This window comes from Streptomyces sp. DSM 15324, assembly GCF_001514285.1.
In the GTDB taxonomy this organism is placed as follows: domain Bacteria; phylum Actinomycetota; class Actinomycetes; order Streptomycetales; family Streptomycetaceae; genus Streptomyces.
Genome location: NZ_KQ949037.1, coordinates 36,006 through 56,028, shown reverse-complemented (window position 1 = coordinate 56,028; position 20,023 = coordinate 36,006). Strand labels below are relative to the sequence as shown.

General features: G+C 68.6%; 14 protein-coding genes and 2 pseudogenes. 5 read left to right on the top strand and 11 right to left on the bottom strand.

The features are described 5' to 3' along the window. Window positions 1-15: 15 nt before the first annotated feature. The 6 genes from AQJ58_RS35440 to AQJ58_RS35415 form a co-directional block, all read right to left on the bottom strand. Window positions 16-2,502, bottom strand: a complete 2,487-nt coding sequence (locus tag AQJ58_RS35440) for a glycoside hydrolase family 95 protein (RefSeq protein ID WP_067257835.1) — start codon at window positions 2,500-2,502, stop codon at window positions 16-18. Next, a complete protein-coding gene (locus tag AQJ58_RS35435; protein ID WP_067257832.1) occupies window positions 2,496-5,468 on the bottom strand; it encodes a glycoside hydrolase family 2 TIM barrel-domain containing protein in 2,973 nt (990 codons plus the stop codon). The genes AQJ58_RS35440 and AQJ58_RS35435 overlap by 7 nt, the downstream gene beginning before the upstream one ends. 51 nt (window positions 5,469-5,519) lie before the next feature. Further along, window positions 5,520-6,383: a carbohydrate ABC transporter permease gene (locus AQJ58_RS35430; RefSeq protein ID WP_067257829.1), complete on the bottom strand. Its 864-nt coding sequence runs from the start codon at window positions 6,381-6,383 to the stop codon at window positions 5,520-5,522. Further along, the gene (locus AQJ58_RS35425) at window positions 6,380-7,402 is read right to left on the bottom strand and encodes a carbohydrate ABC transporter permease (protein ID WP_067257826.1); all 1,023 of its coding nucleotides are present in this window, start codon (window positions 7,400-7,402) and stop codon (window positions 6,380-6,382) included. Before AQJ58_RS35425 ends, AQJ58_RS35430 begins: the two co-directional genes overlap by 4 nt. A 28-nt stretch (window positions 7,403-7,430) precedes the next feature. Continuing rightward, entirely contained in the window at window positions 7,431-8,801 is a 1,371-nt protein-coding gene (locus AQJ58_RS35420) for an extracellular solute-binding protein (RefSeq protein WP_067257823.1), read from the bottom strand. A 470-nt stretch (window positions 8,802-9,271) separates the two neighbouring features. Then, a complete protein-coding gene (locus AQJ58_RS35415; protein ID WP_067257820.1) occupies window positions 9,272-10,279 on the bottom strand; it encodes a LacI family DNA-binding transcriptional regulator in 1,008 nt (335 codons plus the stop codon). Window positions 10,280-10,812: 533 nt separating this feature from the next. On the opposite strand from AQJ58_RS35415, the pseudogene AQJ58_RS45535 reads away from it, so the two are divergent. After that, window positions 10,813-11,190, top strand: a pseudogene (locus tag AQJ58_RS45535) (helix-turn-helix domain-containing protein); the annotation flags it as partial. A 146-nt stretch (window positions 11,191-11,336) separates the two neighbouring features. Here AQJ58_RS45535 and AQJ58_RS45085 read toward each other — a convergent pair. The 4 genes and pseudogenes from AQJ58_RS45085 to AQJ58_RS35395 all read right to left on the bottom strand — a co-directional run. Next, window positions 11,337-11,435, bottom strand: a pseudogene (locus AQJ58_RS45085) (helix-turn-helix domain-containing protein); the annotation flags it as partial. Window positions 11,436-11,829: 394 nt separating this feature from the next. Beyond that, window positions 11,830-12,363 (bottom strand): hypothetical protein, encoded by a 534-nt coding sequence (locus AQJ58_RS35405; protein WP_159056369.1) that lies wholly within the window; start codon window positions 12,361-12,363, stop codon window positions 11,830-11,832. Between the two features lie 905 nt (window positions 12,364-13,268). Next, a complete protein-coding gene (locus AQJ58_RS35400; RefSeq protein ID WP_067257812.1) occupies window positions 13,269-13,763 on the bottom strand; it encodes a MarR family winged helix-turn-helix transcriptional regulator in 495 nt (164 codons plus the stop codon). 133 nt (window positions 13,764-13,896) lie between these two features. Continuing rightward, window positions 13,897-15,123 carry an acyl-CoA dehydrogenase family protein gene (locus AQJ58_RS35395; protein ID WP_067257809.1) on the bottom strand — a complete coding sequence of 409 codons (1,227 nt, stop codon included), beginning with the start codon at window positions 15,121-15,123 and terminating at the stop codon, window positions 13,897-13,899. Window positions 15,124-15,186: 63 nt separating this feature from the next. Between AQJ58_RS35395 and AQJ58_RS35390 the strand changes: the two genes are divergently transcribed. The 4 genes from AQJ58_RS35390 to AQJ58_RS45750 all read left to right on the top strand — a co-directional run bounded on the left by AQJ58_RS35390 (window position 15,187) and on the right by AQJ58_RS45750 (window position 18,508). After that, a complete protein-coding gene (locus AQJ58_RS35390; protein WP_067257806.1) occupies window positions 15,187-16,014 on the top strand; it encodes an SDR family oxidoreductase in 828 nt (275 codons plus the stop codon). 444 nt (window positions 16,015-16,458) lie between these two features. Next, the gene (locus tag AQJ58_RS35385; RefSeq protein ID WP_199844759.1) at window positions 16,459-17,946 is read left to right on the top strand and encodes an amidase; all 1,488 of its coding nucleotides are present in this window, start codon (window positions 16,459-16,461) and stop codon (window positions 17,944-17,946) included. After that, on the top strand, window positions 17,943-18,323 hold the full coding sequence (locus AQJ58_RS45080; protein ID WP_234360401.1) for an AMP-binding protein: 381 nt from the start codon (window positions 17,943-17,945) through the stop codon (window positions 18,321-18,323). Before AQJ58_RS35385 ends, AQJ58_RS45080 begins: the two co-directional genes overlap by 4 nt. A gap of 74 nt (window positions 18,324-18,397) precedes the next feature. Continuing rightward, window positions 18,398-18,508 carry an AMP-binding protein gene (locus AQJ58_RS45750; protein ID WP_324613857.1) on the top strand — a complete coding sequence of 37 codons (111 nt, stop codon included), beginning with the start codon at window positions 18,398-18,400 and terminating at the stop codon, window positions 18,506-18,508. 50 nt (window positions 18,509-18,558) lie between these two features. Here AQJ58_RS45750 and lpdA read toward each other — a convergent pair whose 3' ends face one another. After that, window positions 18,559-19,971, bottom strand: a complete 1,413-nt coding sequence (gene lpdA / locus AQJ58_RS35380) for a dihydrolipoyl dehydrogenase (protein ID WP_067257801.1) — start codon at window positions 19,969-19,971, stop codon at window positions 18,559-18,561. Window positions 19,972-20,023: the final 52 nt, after the last annotated feature.

The following is a 20,023-nucleotide window of genomic DNA, read 5'->3' as shown; positions in this document are numbered from 1 at the left end:
GGACCGGTGGGATGCTCACGTGCGCACGTGGTGTACGACCGCCCGTTCCGCCGTGAACTCGGCCCGGGCGAGGCCTGCTTCCAGTGTGGTCCACCCGGTCTCAACGTCCATGCCCTGGTCGTCGGTCACCACCGGGAGAGGGCCGGACGCGGGCAGGCGCAGCCGATAGCGGCCGGGGCGCGGGAGGTGAAGGCGGACGTGCGTCGGCCAGCCGTTCTGCCAGTCGATGTCGACGGTGACCCCACCGCGCGCCCGTAGGCCCCGGACGTTGCCGCTGGGCCAGGCGTCCGGCAGCGCGGGGAGGAGCCGCAGTTCGCCGGTGTGGCTCTGCAGCAGCATCTCCGCGACGGCGGCCGTGGCGCCGAAGTTGCCGTCGATCTGGAAGAGCTCCGGTGGGTGCAGGTCGAAGAGGTTGTCGGAGGTGGAGTCGGACAGGAGCCCGTGCAGGCTGCGGTGTGCGAGCTCCCCGTCGCCGAGGCGCGCGGCGAGTGCGACCACCCAGGCCAGGCTCCATCCGGTGCCGCCTCCCCCGTGCGCCAGCCTGAGGTCGAGGGCGGCCCGGGCGGCGTCGAACAGCTCCGGGGTGCGCTCGGCGTCGATCCGGTCGCCGGGATACAGGCCGTAGAGGTGGGAGAGGTGCCGGTGGCCGGGGTCCTCGGGCTCGGCGTCGTGCAGCCACTCGGCGAGGGGTCGCCCAGGGGCGTACGGCAGTGGGCTGAGCCGTTGCCGGGCGCCGCGCAGGGCGTCGGCGAGCGGATCGGCCAGGCCCAACTCCTTTATCGCGTCCAGGCAGTTGCCGAACAGCTCGTCGACGAGCCACAGGTCCATGGTGACGGACGCGGTGGTCGCGACGAGAGTTGTCTCATGGGCCCCGGTCGCGGGGGCGGCCGGCACACGGAAGCGGTGCTCGGGCGAGGTCGAGGGACAGGTGACCAGGTGACCGTCGGCGTCCTCGACGAGGAAGTCGAGCAGGAAGACGGCGGCCTCGCGCATTGCTGGCCAGGCCCGGTCGGCGAGGAAGGAACGGTCGCCGGTGAAGCGGTGGTGCTCCCACAGGTGGGCGCACAACCAGGCCCCAGCCATGGGCCAGTTGGCCCACTGGGGGCCGCCCTGGACCGGGTTGGTACTGCGCCAGATGTCCACGTTGTGGTGCGCGGTCCAGCCGCCGCAGCGGTAGTAGGCGTCGGCGGTGCGGCGTCCTGCCGTGGCGAGGTCGGTGATCAGGTCGAAGAGCGGCTCGTGGCATTCCGGCAGACCGGTGGTCTCGGCGTGCCAGTAGTTCATCTGGAGGTTGATGTTGGTGGTCCAGTCGGACTGCCAGGGCGGCTGGACCTCGGTGTTCCAGATGCCCTGGAGGTTCGCCGGCTGGGTGCCTGGGCGGGAGGAGGCGATGAGCAGGTAGCGGCCGTAGGCGAAGAACAGGGCGGTCAGGCCCGGGTCGTCCGTGCCGGAGCGGACAGCGGCGAGGCGTTCGTCGGTGGGCAGGGCATCGAGTGCCGGGTCTTCGCCGAGGCTGAGGACGGTCCGGTCGTGGAGGGATCGGTGGTCCGCGATGTGCTCGGACCGCAGGCGGTGGTACGGAATCTCGGCGGCGGTGTCCAGCAGCTCGGCGACCTCGGCCTCGGGGCCGGACTCCGGTCCCTCGGGCAGGCGGTCCCACCCCCGGAAGCCGGAGGCGGCGGCGACCAGGACGGTCGCACTGGTCGCGCCGGTCAGCCGCAGGCCACCCGTCTCGGGGTCGGAGGTGACGGTGCCCTGGTCGGGGACGATCCGCAGGGCCGCCGCGAACCCGGTTCCGGTGCCGGGCGTGTAGCGAACCGTGTCGGGGGTGACGGCGACGCGGTCCGGGGCGACCCGCACGGCAGCCTTGAATCCGGCTCTGGCGTCGGGTGCGTCGGCTGTGTCTGGCGTGTCGACAACCGCGTCGGGGTCGCTGGCCTGGAACTCGACGTGCGCGGGGGCCCGGCCCGAAACGGTCACCCCGGGGGCCGAGCCGGGATGGGCCGATTCCAGGCGGGCGGTTAGGTCCAGCGCGCCGGGTGTGTCGCAGCTGAGCCGGACGACGAGGACGCCGGCCACGGCGGAGACGAACAGCTCGCGGGTGTGACGTACCCCGTCGGCGGTGTAGGTCACCGTGCACAGGGCATCGTTGAGGTCCAACTCCCTTCGGTAGTCGGTGATTTCGCCGCCGTGACTGAGGTCGAGGAGCAGGGCGCCCAGGGGCTGGTACGCCTGGGTGTCGGGGCCCTGCATCCGCTTGGCCAGGCCCTCGGCGCGAACGTGGTCGTGGTCGTCGAGCACCGCCCGGCGCAGCGCCTGAAGGTGCTGCGCCGCGTTGTAGTCGTTGCGGTCGCCCGGGCCGCCCGACCACAGCGTGTCGACGTTGAGGTCGACACGCTCATGGGCGGTACCGCCGGGGACCATGGCGCCGAGGGAACCGTTGCCCAGGGGCAGCGCCTGCGGGAAGCCCTTGGCGGGGCGGCGGTACCAGAGCTTCAGCATGCGCGGAATCCGAGGGTGAGGGCGACCGGGCGGGCGTGGAGCTCGTACCGGGGCTGGACGCGCGGGCCGCAGGCTCCGCTGCCGACGCCGTGCTGGGCGATGTCGAGGTTGACGTACACCCGGTCCCGTCGGTTCAGGTCGCTGACGTGCTTGGCGGCGTCGAGGTCCTCACTGGTCCAGCGACGCACGGTCAGGTCGACGTGGGGAAGGCCGGTGACGACGAGGCCGCCGCCGTCGCGGTCGGTGAGCCGGGCGTGGCGTACCTCGCGCCGGTTGCCGTTCTCCTGCGGCATGACGTACGGCGTCTGCAGGTCGTCGACGCTGGACGTGTAGCGGCCGACGCGGACGGCGGCGGTCGTGTCCGTGTACGCCTCTCCGGGTCCGAGGCCGAACCAGTCCACCGTCTCGATGGCCTCGGGCAGGGCGAGACGGATGCCGATGCGGGGCAGCGGGCAGGGCCAGGTGCCCACGGGCTCGGTGCTCAGGTGGAGCCAGAGCTGTCCCGGGTCGTCGGCGTCGGACTCCCAGCGGAACGACGACAGCATGGCGTGGTCCAGCCCTGCGGGCGCGGTGCGGGTGACGACCTCCAGTCCCGTGCCGGTGGCCTCGACGGAGACCACCCGGTGCTGCAGACGGTGCAGTCCGGCCTTGTGCCAGTCGTTGACGAGCGGTCCGTCGATGGTGAGCAGGTCGTTGTCGGTGGGGGCGCGCCACAGGTCGAGGCGGGGGCCGTCGATCTCGAGGTCGCCGAGCCGCAGCAGGGTGCCCGACACCGCGTCGAAGACGGCGTCGCCCAACTTGTGTGTGCCGGCAAGGGTGTGGGTGCCCGTGGTGCGGACGGCGGGGGCGGGTGTCCGGACGGTGGCCGCAGCGGGCGTGGAGGAGCGCTCGACCGGGGCCTGCGCCCAGGAGACCTCGTGGCCGGCCGGGGCCCATGACTCGTCGTCGGCGAGAACGGCGGTGACGGTGATCCAGCGCTCGCCCTCGAGCCCGCGAGTGGCGCAGGTCTCCGAGAGGGCGGCGGGCCACGGCAGCTCGATCTGCTCGCCGGCCGGAACCGGGGGCACGGTGAGGGCGGCGCCGGCGAGGAGCTCCCCGTCGTCCTCGACCTGCCAGCGGAAGGCGAGGTGAGAGGTGTCGTGGGTGTGGAAGAGGTTCCTCAGGCGGACAGTGCGCGCGGCGGTGTCGATCGCGATGCGGACGGGTTCGATCGCCTTCTTGTACTCCACCAGGCCGGGCGACGGCACGCGGTCGGGGAAGATCAGTCCGTCGCAGAGGAAGTTGCCGTCGTGCAGGGGCTCGCCGAAGTCGCCGCCGTAGGCGTAGTGCTCCCGGCCGTCCGGGGTGTTGCGCCGCAGTCCGTGGTCGATCCACTGCCAGACGAAGCCTCCGTGCATACGCGGGAATTCCTCGTAGACCTCCTGGTACTCGTGGAGTCCGCCCGGTCCGTTGCCCATGGCGTGGGCGTACTCGCATTGGATGAACGGCATCTGCCGGCGCCGGGCGTCGAGGGCGGGGTCGCGGGTGACGGCGTCCTGGTGACGGGCGATCAGGTGCAGTTCGTCGTACTCGACGTACATGCGGCTGTAGAGGTCGGTGTAGCCGCAGTTGTCGTCGCCCTCGTAGTGGATGAGCCGCTCGGGGTCGCGTCCACGGGTCCATTCGGCCATGGCCTGGAGGTTGGCGCCGTGTCCGCACTCGTTGCCGAGCGACCAGATGACGATGCTGGGGTGGTTCTTGTCGCGTTCGACCGTGCGGTGCATCCGGTCGAGGCATGCCTCGAGCCAGCGGGGATCGTCGGTGGGGTTGTCACGCCAGTCGACGTGGTAGAAGCCGTGGGTCTCCATGTCGCACTCGTCGATCACCCACAGCCCGTGCTCGTCGCACAGGTCGAGGAAGGCGCTGTCGGGCGGGTAGTGGCTGGTGCGCACCGAGTTGATGTTGTGGCGCTTCATCAGCAGCACGTCGGTGAGCATGTCGTCGTGGCTGAGGGTACGGCCGGTGTCCGGGTTCCACTCGTGGCGGTTGACGCCCCGGAAGAACAGCTTGCGTCCGTTGGCGAGGATCAGTCCGTCGCGGACCTCGATCCGGCGGAAGCCGATCCGCAGCGGGACGCGCTCGCCGTCGGTCACCAGCTCACCGTCGTAGAGGCGGGGCCGCTCGGCCGACCACGGCTCGACACCGGGCAGGAGGTGGGGACCGGCCGGGTCGGCGTCGACGAGGCCGAGTTCCGGGACGTACAGCCGGGCCGGGCCGCCGGTGGTGTCCACCGACAGCGTGCCGTTGCCGGTGAGGTGGTCGAAGTCGGCGTGGACGTGGAAGTCCGTGAGCGAGCTGTCGGGCCGGGACAGCAGGGCGACGGGCCGGAAGATGCCCGACAGCCACCACATGTCCTGGTCCTCCAGGTAGGTGCCCGCCGACCACTGGTGCACCCGGACCGCGATGACGTTGCGGCCGGGCCGCAGTGCGTCGGTGACGTCGAACTCGGTGGGCAGCCGGCTGCCCTTGCCGTCCCCGAGGAGGGTTCCGTTGAGCCACACGGCGAAGCAGGAGTCGACGCCCTCGAACCGCACGAGGGTGCGGCCGGCCGGCCACTCGCCGGGCAGGGTGAAGTCGCGGCGGTACTCACCGGTCGGGTTGGCGTCCGGCACGTGGGGCGGGTCTATGGGGAAGTAGTACGGCTGGTTGGTGTAGGCGGGCTTGCCGTACCGCGGTTCGCCGGGCAGGCCCTCCAGCTGCCAGAGGGAGGGTACGGAGATCGTGTCCCAGCCGCTGTCGTCGTAGTCCGGCTTCTCGAAGCCCTCCGTGGTCCGCGGCAGGTCCGGGGCCAGGTGGAACCGCCATTCCCCGGTCAGGTCGACGACGGGTGCGTCCGAGGTGAACGCGGCACGGGGCGCCGCACGGCCGTGGCCGGGCGAGAAGCTTTCCACGTAGCCGTGTGGGGTGGGCTCACTCGTGAGCGGCATGGGTGATCCTTCGTGTGTGCTGGGAGTACGAGTGGTGGGCCGGGCGGTGTTTCAGCCCTTGAGGCCGCTGGTGGCGACGCCCCGGGTGAAGGAGCGCTGGGCGAAGAAGAAGAGCACCAGCACCGGCAGGACGTAGAACACGGTCCCGGCGGCCAGGACGTTGTTGAGGCTGATGCCGTTGAGGGTGTAGCCGGAGGCCATGGCCACGCCCAGGGTGGTGTTGTCACCGTTGAGGAAGATGGCGGGGGTGATGAAGTCGCCCCACACCCAGGTGAACGCGAGGATGAACGAGGTCGCGATGACCGGCTTCACCAGCGGCAGGAAGATCTGCCAGTAGATCCGGAAGTAACCGCAGCCGTCCAGGATCGCCGCCTCCTCCAGCTCGCGGGGCAGACCCGCGAACGCCTGCCGGTAGAGGAAGACGTGGAACGGCGAGGCCGCCAGGCCCCACAGCACCCAGGGCCAGTAGGTGTTGATCAGACCCATCTTGCTGAAGATCACGTAGGTGGGGATCACCGTGAGGATCTGCGGCACCATCGTGGTCGCGAGCATGAGGCTGAACAGCGGTTTGCGTCCGCGTCCGCGCAGCCGGGCGAAGCCGAAGCCGACCATCGAGCTGGACGCCGTCACCAGGAGGGAGAAGGTGGTGGCCAGCATGATGGTGGTGCCCGTGTACCGGAAGAAGTCGATCAGGGCGAGCGCGCTGTGGAAGTTCCCCCACTCGGCGTGCTGCGGCCAGATGTGCACCTGGGTGCTGGAGCTCTCGGCACGGCTCTTGAGCGCGTACAGCAGGTTCCACACCAGCGGGGCCAGGAACAGTGCGGCCAGCAGGATCAGCAGGCCGTACATCAGCCCCCGGCCGCGCCGGGCCGCGGTCGCGTCGCGGTTGGCCAAGGTCACTTTGGGAGTGGTCACTTGTCGTCTCCGTCCTGGTCGACCTCGTAGTGGACCCACAGGGAACTCGAACGCAGCACCACAGCCGTGACGACCAGGATGACCAGGAAGAGGATCCACAGCAGGGCGGCCCCGTAGCCGTACTTCTGGTAGCTGAAGAACTGTGCGTAGACGTTGACCATGTACAGGAAGTCGCCCTGCTGGACGTGGGTGGCGTCGGTGGCGCCGCCGCCCGCGCCGCCGCTGACGGCGGGGGCCAGCAGCAGTGGCTGGACCAGGGTCTGCAGGGTGGTGATCAGGGTGAGCACCAGCTGGAAGAAGATCATGGGGCTCAGCAGCGGCAGCGTGACGTGCCAGAAGCGCCGGAAGGCGCCCGCCCCGTCCATCGAGGCGGCCTCCAGCATCTCGGCCGGGATGGCCTGCAGCCCGGCGAGGAAGACCACCATGCCGCCGCCCAGACCCCACAGCGAGAGCAGGACCAGGATCATGAAGGCTTGCGGATCGGTGAGCCAGGAGACCGCGTCGATCCCGAACCAGCCGAGGAAGCCGTTGACCAGCCCCGTATCCCGGTCGAACATCAGCTTGAACATCAGTGCGGTGGCGACGATGGGCACGACCGACGGCAGGTAGAAGATCGTACGGAAGACGCCCATGGCGCGCAGCCGCTGGTTGAGCAGCAGCGCGAAGCCGAGGCCGCCGGCCAGACTGAGCGGCACGACGGCCAGCGCGTACAGGCCGGTGCGGCGCAGGCTCTCCCGGACCACGGGATCGTGCGCGGCCGTGGTGTAGTTCCGCAGGCCCACCCAGTGCCAGTTGCCTGACAGACCGTCGAAGTCGGTGAAGCTCAGCAGCAGCGCGTACACCATCGGAACGGCCGTCAGCGCGAGACAGCCGATCACCCACGGCGATACGAACGCGTAGAACTTCCAGGTGGGGTAGCGCTTCCAGCGCCGGTTCGGGGACCGGACCCCGGATGTGGTGTCGCGGCCAACGGCCGCCGGTGACCCGGCGACCGCTGCCTCCCGTGCGAGCACGGACATGTTGACGTCCTTTTCCTTGCCGAGTACTTCAGGCGCCGAGCTGCTGCTTGCCCTGCTGGACGATGTCGTCCATCGCGGTCTGCAGCTTGCGGATCGCGCTGTCCAGACTGGCCTGGCCCTTGATCGCCGCCTCCACGTTGGTGGTGATCGCCCCTTCGACGGCTGTGTAGTCGGCGTACGGGGAGAACTGCAGGATCGAGAAGTTCTTCAGGTTCTCCATCTGGACGTCGTAGTGGTCCTTGTCGAACGCCGTGGTGCGCGGCAGCAGGGAGCGCATGTGCTTCAGGGCGGGCAGGCCGCCGCCGGCCTCGAAGTGCTCGACGCCCGGGGCGCCGCCGCGCCAGAACTCCAGGAACTTGAAGGCCAGTTCCTTGTGCGCGGCCTGCTTCGGGATCCACGCGCCGGAACCGGTCATACAGGAGTCCACCCGGGTCGAGCCCATCTGCGGGGCGGGCACGAATCCGGAGGCGGCGGCCAGCTCGGCACGCTTCGCCCCGGCGTCGGCGCTGTTGATGATCGCGCCGAACCAGTAGCCGTAGGATTGGATGGCGATACGACCGGAGTCGTAGATCGGCCCCTGCCAGTCGGAGGTCGGGTCCAGCGGGCCGGTCCCGACCCGGGCCTTGCCCCAGTCCAGGTACCACTGGATCGCCTTGCGAGCCTCGGGCGTGGTGAAGTCCGCCTTGGTGAAGTCGTCGTTCCACAGGGAGCCGCCCTGCTGGGCGATCATCTGCATCAGGTGACCCTGGTTGACGAAGTTCCACGCCGGGTCGAAGCCGTAGACGTCGACCTTGCCGCCCTTGCGGACGGTCAGCCGCTTGCCGAGGTCCAGCACATCGTCGTAGCTCAGGGTGTCGGTGGGCTTGAGGTGAGGGACCTTGGCCCGGTCGAACAGCTCCTTGTTGAACCAGAGCATGCAGTCCTGCGAGTAGTCGCTGGGGAAGCCGTAGAGGGACCCCTTGCCCTGCTGCTTGCCGTCGAAGCGGTAGACGCCGACGATCGGGTCGAGGTCGTCCGCCTTGAAGACGGTGCTCTTGGCCAGGTACGGGTCGAGGTTCTCCACCAGACCGCGGGCTATGAGGTTGGGCATCTCGGAGGCGCCGTTGGTACGCACCAGGTCCGGCGGGTTGCCGGCGGCGATGGAGGCGTTCAGCTTGACCTTGTCGAACTTCGAGACCACGACCTTGCAGTCGTTGGCGCTCTCGAACTGCGCCATCAGCTTTCCGAACTCGGTGTCCGTTCCGTCGATCATCACCTGCAGCGTCGGCTTGCCCCCGCCGCTGCCGCCGGAACCGCCCGTGCCACAGGCGCTGAGCGCGCTTCCGGCCAGGACAGCGCCGGCGACGGTCGCTGATCTGCCGAGGAGTGCTCTCCGGGAAAGGTGGTTGTCGTGGTTCATGATCGGCTCCTGTTGACTAAGGCTTGCGGCTTTTGTGCCGGATGTCGCCGTGTGTGGAGGCGGCGTACGGCGGGACCGGGCGCGAGGCGGTGCGGAGGGGTGCCCGCTCGGGGAGCAAAGGGGTGAGCGGGTCGAGTGGCGGGGCAGCACGGCGGTGTACGAGTGACACGGCGCCGGTCCCGCCGGAGGGTGCGGCGGGTTGGAGGCCCGGAGCAGGGCGGGGAGACCACTGGCTCCGGGCCCCGGCTGGAGGGGCGGCGGGAATCCGGGCGGCACGGGGCCGGGGGCCGGACGACCCTGGCCGTGTGGCGGCCAAGGAGCGGATGGGAGTTCGGTCGACCCGTGGTCGGGGCGGCGGCGGGACCTCTTGCCGCCCCGACCGGGGTGCCGGGAACCGCACGGGCGCGGTCCCGGGTCTGCGGGGGCCACCGACCGTCAGAACGCGGCGGTACCGGCTGTCAGTTCTGTCGTCAGTTCTGTGCCGGTGGCGCGGAACTCTCGCGGCGGATGATCGCCGGGCTGAGCAGGGACAGATCGGGTGGGACGGGCTGCTTGTCACGGATCGCGTTCAGCAGCAACTCGGCAGCGTCACGGGCCATACGCCGCATGGGCAGGCCGACGGTGGTCAGGGGCGGATGGGCGTGGGCGGCCTGGGGGATGTCGTCGATGCCCACCACTGAGATGTCCTCCGGCACCCGAAGGCCGTGATGCCGGAAGGCCTCCGTCACTCCGAGCGCGATGGCGTCGGTGGAGGTCAGCACGCAGGTGGGTCGCTCCGGCGCGGCCAGCGCGAGCAGAGCGGCGGCGTAACCCGCCTCGGGCGTCGCCCCGGGAGCGGACAGGACCGCCTCGTCCCCTAACGTGACGCCCACTTCGGCGAAGGCCCTGCGCATGCCCTCGATGCGGACCCTGTGCGCCGGGACATCGGCGATGACGACCGGCCGCCGATGTCCCAACTGGCACAGGTGGCGGCCCGCCAGATAGCCCGCCTTCTCGAAATCCACGGTGACGACGGGCAGGGCGGACGGCGGCTCGCTGTCCCACATGCACAGGGCGACCGGCAGACCGAGCCGTTCCAGCAGGGGGACGTGCTCACCCAGATCCCGGTCACCCGCCACCAGCAGCGCGTCCAGGGAACGGTTGGACAGGGACGTCAGATGGCGTCTGGCGCGTTCCCCGTCCCCGCGAGTGGTGGCCAGCAGCAGGTGGTAGCCACGCTCCTCGAGCACGGTCTCCACCTCCTCCACCACGACCGAGTAGAACGGGTTGGCGACCGTGGGGACGATGAAGCCGACCGTCATGGTGGTGCCGGTGGCGAGGCTCCGCGCCAGCAGGTTCGGCTGGTAACCGAGCTCCGCGATCGCGGCCTCCACCTTCGCCCGGGTGTCCGGGCTGACGACCGTACGCCCTCTGACGACGTTGGAGACCGTCTGCTTGGTGACGCCTGCGCGCCGGGCGACGTCGTCCATCGTGACCATCCGCTTCACCTCCTTTTTGACCGGTCAAACAACCTGATGGCGACGGACACTGTCACGCCGGTTCGAGAGTCGTCAAGAGCCCCAGACGTACTTTTTCGACGCGTGCCACCTGCATAGAAATCGGACGGATACGACACCTTGACGTCACCGATACACGCGATTAGCGTCCCGTCCGGTTCACGATTTGACCGATCAACAAGCCGGGCCACACGTCTCCCCGGCCGGTACGCATCCTGGATGCTGCGGGTTGCCCGGACGGTCGTGGGCGGTTGCGGACGACCGGGAGATTTCTGGTGACCGGACGGTGCGGACCACAACCGTTCAAAGGGGTCGGTCGGGGTCTTCGAAGTTGAGCGGTGCGCTGGTTTCGGCTTGCTGACACGGCGTCACGTTCCGTGTTGGGTCGGGCCGCTTGGCCCTGGACGCAAGGTGCCCGTGACCCTGCGTGATCATTTCTGTTCTCTACGCAGAACGATCATGCAGGAGCCACGGGCTTGTTCAACGATACGACGTTGCTCCTCGACCTCGACGGGGTGTCCGTCGTCCGGGTCGAGCGGCTGGCGGACGGGACACGCCGGGTCCACCTGGCCACGGCCGATGACAGGGCCCGGGCGTGCCCGGCCTGCGGGGTGTTCGCCACCAGGGTGAAGGGCTCGGCGGTGATCCGGCCCCGTGATCTGCCGTACGGCGAGCGCGGACTGGAGTTCCACCGGCACAAGCGCCGATGGTGGTGCCGGGAGGCCGGCTGCCCGCGCCGGTCCTTCACCGAGCAGATCCCGCAGATCCCGGCCGGCGCACGGATCACCATGCGACTGCGCGGTGCTGCCGGGCGGCGCATACGCGACGCCGCCTCCACCGTCATCCAGGCTGCCCGGGATCTGCGTCTGTCCTGGCCGACCGTGATGGACGCCTTCCGCGCCGCACACGAGGTCACCGAGGCCCCGCTGCAGTCGGCCCGCTGCACGGTCATCACCTGCTCCCGTTCGGCCACCAGCCGGGTGACCGGGACACCGAGCGCAGCAGCTATGGCGAACCGGGTGTCCACCGTGGGGTTGCCGGTACTCTGCTCCAGATGCGACAGTGTGTGCTTGGCCAGCCCGGCCTGCCGGGCCAACTCGGCCAGGGACAGACCCCGCTGCTCTCTGAGAAAGCGCACGTAGCGCGCCACTACGGCGTTTCCTGTGGACACACAGCCACTTTAAGCGGTCCCAGCAGGGGGCACGCCGGCATCCCGGCTGTGCAGCGACCACATCCGGGATCGAGACGGCGGCCTCACCGCGCAGTCGGGGCGAGCGTGGAACGTCGCCCCGAAAACTCCTCCGCCCTACGACAACAGCTCACCGACGAAGTCAGCGGCTTACTCGCCCGGATGGCCTTCCACCAGGCGTGGCTCCGGATCGAGGTCGTGATCTCGGTGCCCACTATCCCCCTTTTATGCCGACTGGAAATCTTCGCCACTCGCGTGTGACCACAGACGCTATGGGCTTGATCCGCTTTGACGGACATCCGAGATCAGGGGTTCACCCCGGGAGGATGTCCATCAAAGCGGATCAAGCCCACGCCGAGTAGCCTCCCTCAAGCTCGTCGAAATGGCTGGCGGCGGAACCTGGCCACAATGCGCCGTCATCCTGGGAGTACCGTGGATCGCCGCCCAACGTAGCCTTGCCGTCCTCAAGCGAAGCCTGCTGCCCGGCGGTCTCTGGCCACTGCTCGACACTGCAGTCGAGACCCTCGCGCAGGAATTGGACGCTGATCCACTGAACGTGAATTTCGCTGCGCGTCGTCGAGCGCTGCGTACCTGGCAGATCCCTGTCAAGGACCATGCTGCGCTCACGGAAGGCCTGGTCCGCCTTGCCAACGTGGAGTCCCCCTTGACCCGGGCTGCGGTAACCGCGCTCGTGTGGGCTCGAGTCACCCAGGGCGACCATCTGCACAGCCCATCGATCGAAGCACTTCGCAGAGCGAGGCAAAGTACCAAGCCCTTGGTCTCCGCCATCGGACAGTTGCAGACCCCCAGCAACCGCAGAGGCGCTAGACTCCGCATCCTTCAGCGCATCAGCGAATACGCCGATGACTTCGCCCAAGCGCTGAACGAGGGAGCCGATGGAGCTGAGGGACCAGCTACTCGCAAGCGTCCCTGACAACCGACCACCAAGCCTACCTTCAGCCCGGCTGTGCCTCTGCGCCCAGTGTGCGACATCCCGTGAGCTCCCCTATGCCTCGATGCGACCCTGCCCCCGGCCAGCAGACTCCTACAGCGTCGCCGTCACTGACTGCACGGACCCCACCGAAATACGCCCCTAAGGTCCCGCGGCCGAAACGTATCTCGTCAAATATCGTCCAGTCGTACGACGCTGGGAAGCTGATCGTCCGGGACGCTTCCGGTTGTCGACGAAATCCGCTCCGCCACCACCGCACTGTTCAGCACCGGCAGTGCAAGGTCAAGGTCACCAGCCCTACGCACAGCCGACCGCTGGCGCAGTCGGCACGGGGCGCGTCGCCAGCCGCTGCAGGCTACTCAGAGGTGCTGCTCACCTTCTTGAAGCTCCTCAACAGACCGAGCAGGGGCCAATGCTGCCGTACGCCATTCGTCGCCCCTGGCGGGGAGGCCGCAGTCAAGGGTCACCGCGGCAACCGACGTGCACGCCGTTGTAGACGACGCCCCCCCCCTCGACGGGGACGAGCGCGTGCCCCTCCAGACTCAGTCTGCCGACCGGCGCACTTTTCGTGGAGCCCGGTCGCCCAACCCTCCGAGCAACACCACACAAACCGCTCGGCGAACGTGGTGACGAACCTGCCGGGAACGAGCACCTCGATCACGGTCAGGGACTCGGGTGTTGCCCCATGCTCGACCCAATTGACGCATGGCCTACGAACAGGGCGCCCCCTGCCCACCACAACGAGTCCGCCGGATGGCATACGGCCCGGCAAGCCGACTTCACCATAACCGGGGCATAGCGCTATACCTCGGGGCGATCCCCTAGAGCCGTTAAGCCCGTTTCCCACCGTTCTGCTCCCGGACGGTGTCGAACAGGGACGTCAGAGTGGGACTTGCCGCGAGACTGCCCAGCAGGACGTGAAGCGACTGCCGTTCCGTGGCACCCAGGTCTGCGAGGATTTCGCCGTCGAGATCTACGAGTGTGTGGTTGAGGCGGGCCAGGACCTTGCGCCCTTCGGTGGTGATGTCCACGGCGTAGCGGCGACGATCCTGCGGATCTCGTGTCCGCTCCGCGTATCCGGCGCGCTCCAGGTCGTCGAGACTCGTCACCATCGTCGCGGGGTCGATGCGCAGGAACGAGCCAAGTGCCAGTTGCGGCATCGCACCGTTGTCCGCCAAAGCCTGCAGGACGCTGTAATGCCGCACCCGCAGGCCGGTCCCGCCAATGCCGTCCTCGGCGATCCTGAACGCCACCTGCCCGAGTTTGACCAGCAGGCAGATGGTGTGTTCGGCCACTGTCCCCGGAACCAGCGGAGCCTCGGACATCGTTTATCCCGCCCATGGTTAGTCGTACGTATGGTCCTGTCCATCGTACGAGAAGGCCCGAGGCACCAGGACCGCTGCAGGCCGGCGAGATTCCCCACCTTCCGCCGGCTTACGGCCGGTGCGTCCTGGGTGCTCAGCCGACGATGGCCCGACCGAAGATCTGCCGGGCTATGACCCACTTCTGGATCTCGTTGGTGCCCTCATAGATCTCGCCGATCTTGCTGTCCCGGTAGATCGCCTCGACGGGGCCGGGGCTGCCGTCGGCACCCAGTTCGCGCGCGAAGCCGAGGCCTCCGAAGGCCTGGACGGCGTCGCGCGCCATGTCCACCGACAGCTTGGTGGCGTAGTACTTCGCCATCGCGGCCTCGGGCTCCGGGGACGGGTTGCCCGCGTCCAGGCGCAGGGCGGCCTTGGTGTAGAGGGTGCGGGCGTTCTCGATCTCGGTGGCCCGTTCGGCGAGCAGGAACTGCCAGTGCTGGTTGGCGGCCACCGGCTTGCCGAAGGCGTGTCGCGTCGACAGGTGGGCCACGGTGTGGTCGAAGGCGGCCTGCGCCATGCCGACCCCGGCAGCCGCGATGCCGATCCGGCCGTAGGTCAGAGTGGACAGTGCATGGCGCAGTCCGTGTCCCTCGGCGCCACCGAGGAGATCGTCGTCGGTCAGGTGCACATCCGTGAAGCGGACGTCCGCGGTGAGCTGGCCGCGGTTGCCCATCTTGCGGTCGGGAAGGCCGACCTCCACTCCGGGAAGCGCCGTGTCGACGATGAACATGCTCAGCCGGGTGCCGGTGCGGGCGAGAACCACCACGAACCCGGCGACGGGCGAGTTGGAGATCCACCGCTTGTGGCCGTTCAGCACCCAGCCGGCCTCGGTGCGTATCGCCTCGGTCTGAACCGCCTGCGGGGACAGGTCACTTGAGGCATCCGGCTCGGTGGTGGCGAACGCGCCGACCACTGAGCCCTCCGCGACCTTTCGCAGCCATCGCTGCTGCTGCTCCTCGGTGCCCTGCCGCAGGGCGTTGCCCGCCAGGATGCAGTGCACATCGAAGACGGCCGCGACGCTGCTGGAGTAGTAGGCCAGTTCCTCGATGGCCGCGGCGGTGGCGCTCGCCGGGTGGGTCAGACCGTCGCCGCCGACCTCGCTGGGGAAGGGGATCCGGAAGACCCCCGCCGACGCAAGCCCGTCAAACACCTGCCGGGGGAAGCCGTCCGTGCGCTCGTCGCCGCCCGCGATCGCCACGGCGTGCGGAGCCACTTCGTGCTCTGCGATCCGGCGCACGGCAGCGCGAACGGACTGTGTCTCTTTGGGGGCCAGGAGCTCGTGGTAGAGCCGGTCGATCTGGCGTGCGGGAGTGGAAGTCATACGCGGAAGATACCATTAGCATCGCGTACGATTAGCTCGGCAATCTATTTTGGAGGTTCGACCATGACACAGACGCTGGCCGACAAGACCATCCTGATGTCGGGAGGCAGCCGCGGCATCGGACTCGCCATCGCTCTGCGCGCGGCCCGCGACGGTGCGAACGTGGTGATGCTCGCCAAGACCGCCGTGCCGCATCCGAAGCTCGAAGGCACGGTCCACACCGCCGTTGACGAGATTGAGCGCGCGGGCGGCAAGGGGCTGGCCGTCGTCGGTGACGTCCGCGACGAGGACGATGTGCGCACCGCTGTCGACGCGGCGGTCAGCGCCTTCGGTGGCATCGACATCGTGGTGAACAACGCCAGCGCGATCGACCTGTCGTCGTCGGAGCAGCTGGAGATGAAGCGGTACGACCTGATGCAGGACATCAACACGCGTGGCACGTTCCTGCTGAGCAAGGCCGCTATCCCGCACCTGCGCAAGGCGGGCAACCCGCACATCCTCACGCTCTCCCCGCCGTTGAACCTCGCGCCGCACTGGGTGGGGAAGCACCTCGGTTACACGCTGTCGAAGTACGGCATGAGTCTGTGCACCATCGGGCTCGCCGAGGAGCTCGCCGCCGACGGCATCGCCGCCAACTCGTTGTGGCCGCGGACCCTGATCGACACAGCCGCCGTGCGCAACGTGGTCGGCGGCGCCGGACAAGCCCGTAGTCCGCGGATCATGGCTGACGCCGCGTACGCCATCCTCACGCGTGACGCGCGGAAGTGCACCGCCAACCTGTTCATCGACGACGAGGTCCTGTCGGACGAGGGCGTCACCGACCTGTCTGTCTACAGCCCTGCCGACTTCGAAGGTGATCTCGCGCTCGACATATTCGTCGATCCGGCCTGATCCCACACTGCTCAGTCGATGAACGCGAGAGCGTTCTCGATACCCTTCTCAATGCCCTTCTCGAGGACCTCATCGGCGAGCTTCGAGTCGAAGGCGGCGCGGGACAGCTGCAGCGACCTGGGCCTTCGCAGCGGTCGAACTAGTCGAGCAGGGCCCGGAGGGACATCCGAGGCCGCACTGGTCCCGGTGCTCGGGCGACAGATAGCCGAGAACGAGATCCTCGAGTCCCGGGCAGCCGGGCCGCAGAGTGCCGTGCCGCGCCGCCTGCATGCGTAGCTCCTCTACGACGACGTTGGCGACGAGGTCGGCCCCTTGATGCCACAGGATCCTCCGTTCATTCCGCAGGGCCATTGCCTTGCACGTCATCCCGAGCCTATGGTCTGTCGAATGTAATGTTATGACTCACATTTGATGGCGCCGTCAGAGTCAGAGATGAGGCATGCCGTGAGTGACGTCCCCTTCCAGCCCGCAGTGGAGCAGTCACGCGCGCTGGCCGCGGGTGAGATCTCGAGCCGGGAACTCGTCGAGCTCTATCTTGAGCGGATCGCCACCCATAACACCGCGTTGAACGCGGTGGTGACCCTTGACCTCGAGCGGGCCCGTCGCGAGGCCGGGGAAGCGGACGCCGCGCGGGCGGCCGGGCGAGACCTCGGTCCTCTGCACGGTGTGCCGATCACGGTCAAGGACAGCTTCGAGACAGCCGGGATGCGCACCGTCTGCGGGCGAACAGACCTCAAGGACTACGTGCCCGACCAGGACGCCGAGGCGGTCAAGCGGCTGCGTTCGGCCGGTGCCGTGATCATGGGGAAGAGCAACATGCCTCCGGGTAACCAGGACGTCCAGGCCGACAACCCGGTGTTCGGTCCTTCATCGAACCCGTGGGACACGACCCGTACCTCGGGCGGATCCGCCGGGGGCGGCGCCGTCGCCACCGCCGCGGGCCTAACGGCGTTCGACTTCGGCTCGGAAATCGGCGGATCGACCAGGATCCCGTCCCACTTCAACGGCCTGTACGGGCACAAGTCGACCTGGCGGTCCATACCCCTCATCGGGCATGTGCCCTACGGCCCGGGCCCGGGACGATGGACCGAGGCCGACATGGGCTGCGGCGGCGCGCAGGTCCGCGACGCCCGTGACCTCGTCCCGATCTTGCGGGCAACGGTCGGGCCCGCCGACTACGACGGCGGTTTCAGCTACACACTCGCACCGCCGCGCGCGACCAAGCTCGCCGACTTCCGGGTCGCCGTCTGGAGTGAGGATCCCGCGTGTCCCGTCGACAGCGACGTCGCGGCAGCCGTGGACGATGCAGTCACTGTGCTGCGGGCGGCCGGCGCGAAGATCACGGTCCAGCCCGCCGGCCTCCCTGTCGACATCGCGACGAATCACGGGAAGGCTTTCCAGCCCCTGCTCTTCGGCGCGGGCGACCGCACCGGCCTCGCTCCTGCCTCCAGCGCCGCGGTGCTGGCCCGGTTCGTCCAGCACCCGCGGGGTGACGCCGGTCCCGCCCTGCTCGGAACCTTTCAGTCCCACTATCACTGGCTGCAGGCCCACATGGTGCGCAATGAGATCCGGCAACGATGGTTCGAGTTCTTCCAGGACTTCGACATCGTGCTCATGCCGGTCACCCCGACGGCCGCCCCCGCCCACCACAGCAAGCTGATCGACTGGTTCGGGCGGCCATTCGAAGTCGAAGGTGTGCGACGCCCTTACTGGGACCAGGTCAAGTGGAGCGCCGTCGCCAACGTCTCCGGGGGGCCGGCGACGACCATCCCGGTGCGCCGAGGCAGGAGCGGACTGCCCATCGGTCTGCAGGCCATGGGCCCGAGCGGGGGCGATCTCACCACCATCGAGTTCGCCGCCCTGCTGGGCCGGGAAGTAGACGGCTTCGTGCCGCCTCCGGCCTTCGTCCAGACCCCCACCACTGGACCCTGACCACCCGCCCGAAGACCCCGAAGAACGACGATGCACGGCTTGAGCCGCAACGCGTCACGACTGCTGACGGATTCGCGTCCCGCTACCCGGAACGCACCGCGATCGTCTTCGTCGACGACCGCATCACGTACGAGGCCCTCGACGCCGCGGCCAACCGGGTGGCGAACCTGCTCGTCTCGCGCGGGATCCAGCCCGGGGACAAGGTCGCGCTGTCCTGCCCCGAACGTGCTGTTGCAGGGCCGCGAGGTCGCCTACCACCTCACCGACTCCGACGCGAAGGGCGTATTTCGCCTTCGAGGGCACCCCGGAGCTGCCGATCGGAAAGGCCGCCTGGCAGGGATTCCGCGAGAGGGCGGACTGCACCGAGTTCTTCCTGATCGAGAGCGGCGGCGCGCCGTAGTCCGGGAACGAGACGCCGGAGTCCTACACCTCGGTCGTAGCCGAGCAGCCCGTGACGTTCCGGACGGTCGAACGCGACGAAGACGACACAGCGGTGGTCCCCTACACGTCCGGCACCACCGGCCACCCCAAGCGCAGAGCTGCGTCACCGCAACGTGTATGACAACGCGCTCGCCGGCATCTACCTGTTCGTTTCGAGGGGGCAGCGCCCTGCTACATGTTGATCATGTGGCCCGCGAGGCCGTGGACGGCTTCCTTGACCGCCTCGCCCAGGGTGGGGTGGGCGTGGACGTTGCGGGCGACCTCATGGACGGTGAGGTCCCACTGCTGGGCCAGGGTCAGCTCGGGAAGGAGTTCGGTGACGTCGGGGCCGATGAGGTGGCCGCCGAGGAGTTCGCCGTACTTGCCGTCGCTGATCAGCTTCACGAAGCCGGTCGCGTCGCCCAGGCCGTGGGCCTTGGCGTTCGCGGTGAACGGGAACTTGGCGACCTGGACGTCGTACCCCTTCTCCCTCGCCTGCGCCTCGGTGTAGCCGAAGCTGGCGATCTGCGGCTGGCAGAAGGTGGATCGCGGGATCATCACGTAGTCCAGCTCCATGGTCTCCGCGTCCGCGATCGTCTCGGCGGCGAGAACGCCCATCGCCTCGGCGGCGTGCGCGAGCATCAGCTTCGCGGTGACGTCGCCGATGGCGTAGATGTGCGGTACGGAGGTGCGGCAGCGGCCGTCCACGTCGATCGCGCCGCGCTCGGTGACGCGGACGCCGGTGTTCTCCAGGCCGTATCCGGTGACGTTCGGGGCGAAGCCGATGGCCTGCAGGACCTTGTCGGCCTCCAGCACCTGCTCGGTGCCGTCCTTGCCGGTGACGGTGACTCGGACCTGCGGGCCGGACTCGTCAATCGACTCGACGCGGGTCGAGGTGAGCACGTCGATGCCCAACTTCCGGTACTGCTTGGCCAGTTCGGCGGAGACCTCGGCGTCCTCCAGCGGGGCGATACGGTCCAGGAACTCGACGACGGTGACCTTGACGCCGTAGTTGTGCAGCACATAGGCGAACTCGACGCCGATGGCCCCGGCGCCGGCGATCACGATCGACTGCGGCAGGTCCTCGGCGAGGATCTGCTCCTCGTACGTCACCACGCGCGCGCTGCGCTTGGTGCCGGGCAGCAGCTTGGGGGTCGCCCCGGCGGCGATGATGCAGTTCTCGAAGCCGATGGTGCGGGTGTTGCCGTCGTAGTCGGCCACCTGGAGTGTGTGCGGGTCGAGGAACGAGCCGCGTCCGCTGATTTCGGTGATCTTGTTCTTCTTCATCAGGTAGTGGACGCCCTTGACCCGGCCGTCCGCGACCTTCCGACTACGGCGGAATGCCTCCCCGTAGTCGAAGGAGACCTCACCATCGACCTTGATGCCAAAGGTCTTCGCCTCGCGCGTGAAGACGTGCGCCAGTTCGGCGTTGCGCAGCAGGGCCTTGGTGGGGATGCAGCCCACGTTCAGGCAGACGCCGCCCCAGTACCTCTCCTCGACGACTGCTACGCGCTTGCCCAGTTGGGCGGCCCTGATGGCGGCTACGTACCCGCCCGGGCCCGCGCCGAGTACGACGACGTCGAAGTGCTCACCCTGCTCGTCCATGGACCATTCCTTTCCACTGGGACGGTCGACTCCACGTCGGTGGCCGACTCGC

Bases quoted from the DNA above. Each gene is read 5' to 3' on its own strand.
- AQJ58_RS35440 (WP_067257835.1), bottom strand. From the start codon at position 2,502: ATGCTGAAGCTCTGGTACCGCCGCCCCGCCAAGGGCTTCCCGCAGGCG.
- AQJ58_RS35435 (WP_067257832.1), bottom strand. From the start codon at position 5,468: ATGCCGCTCACGAGTGAGCCCACCCCACACGGCTACGTGGAAAGCTTC.
- AQJ58_RS35425 (WP_067257826.1), bottom strand. From the start codon at position 7,402: ATGTCCGTGCTCGCACGGGAGGCAGCGGTCGCCGGGTCACCGGCGGCC.
- AQJ58_RS35420 (WP_067257823.1), bottom strand. From the start codon at position 8,801: ATGAACCACGACAACCACCTTTCCCGGAGAGCACTCCTCGGCAGATCA.
- AQJ58_RS35415 (WP_067257820.1), bottom strand. From the start codon at position 10,279: ATGGTCACGATGGACGACGTCGCCCGGCGCGCAGGCGTCACCAAGCAG.
- AQJ58_RS35400 (WP_067257812.1), bottom strand. From the start codon at position 13,763: ATGTCCGAGGCTCCGCTGGTTCCGGGGACAGTGGCCGAACACACCATC.
- AQJ58_RS35395 (WP_067257809.1), bottom strand. From the start codon at position 15,123: ATGACTTCCACTCCCGCACGCCAGATCGACCGGCTCTACCACGAGCTC.
- AQJ58_RS35390 (WP_067257806.1), top strand. From the start codon at position 15,187: ATGACACAGACGCTGGCCGACAAGACCATCCTGATGTCGGGAGGCAGC.
- lpdA (WP_067257801.1), bottom strand. From the start codon at position 19,971: ATGGACGAGCAGGGTGAGCACTTCGACGTCGTCGTACTCGGCGCGGGC.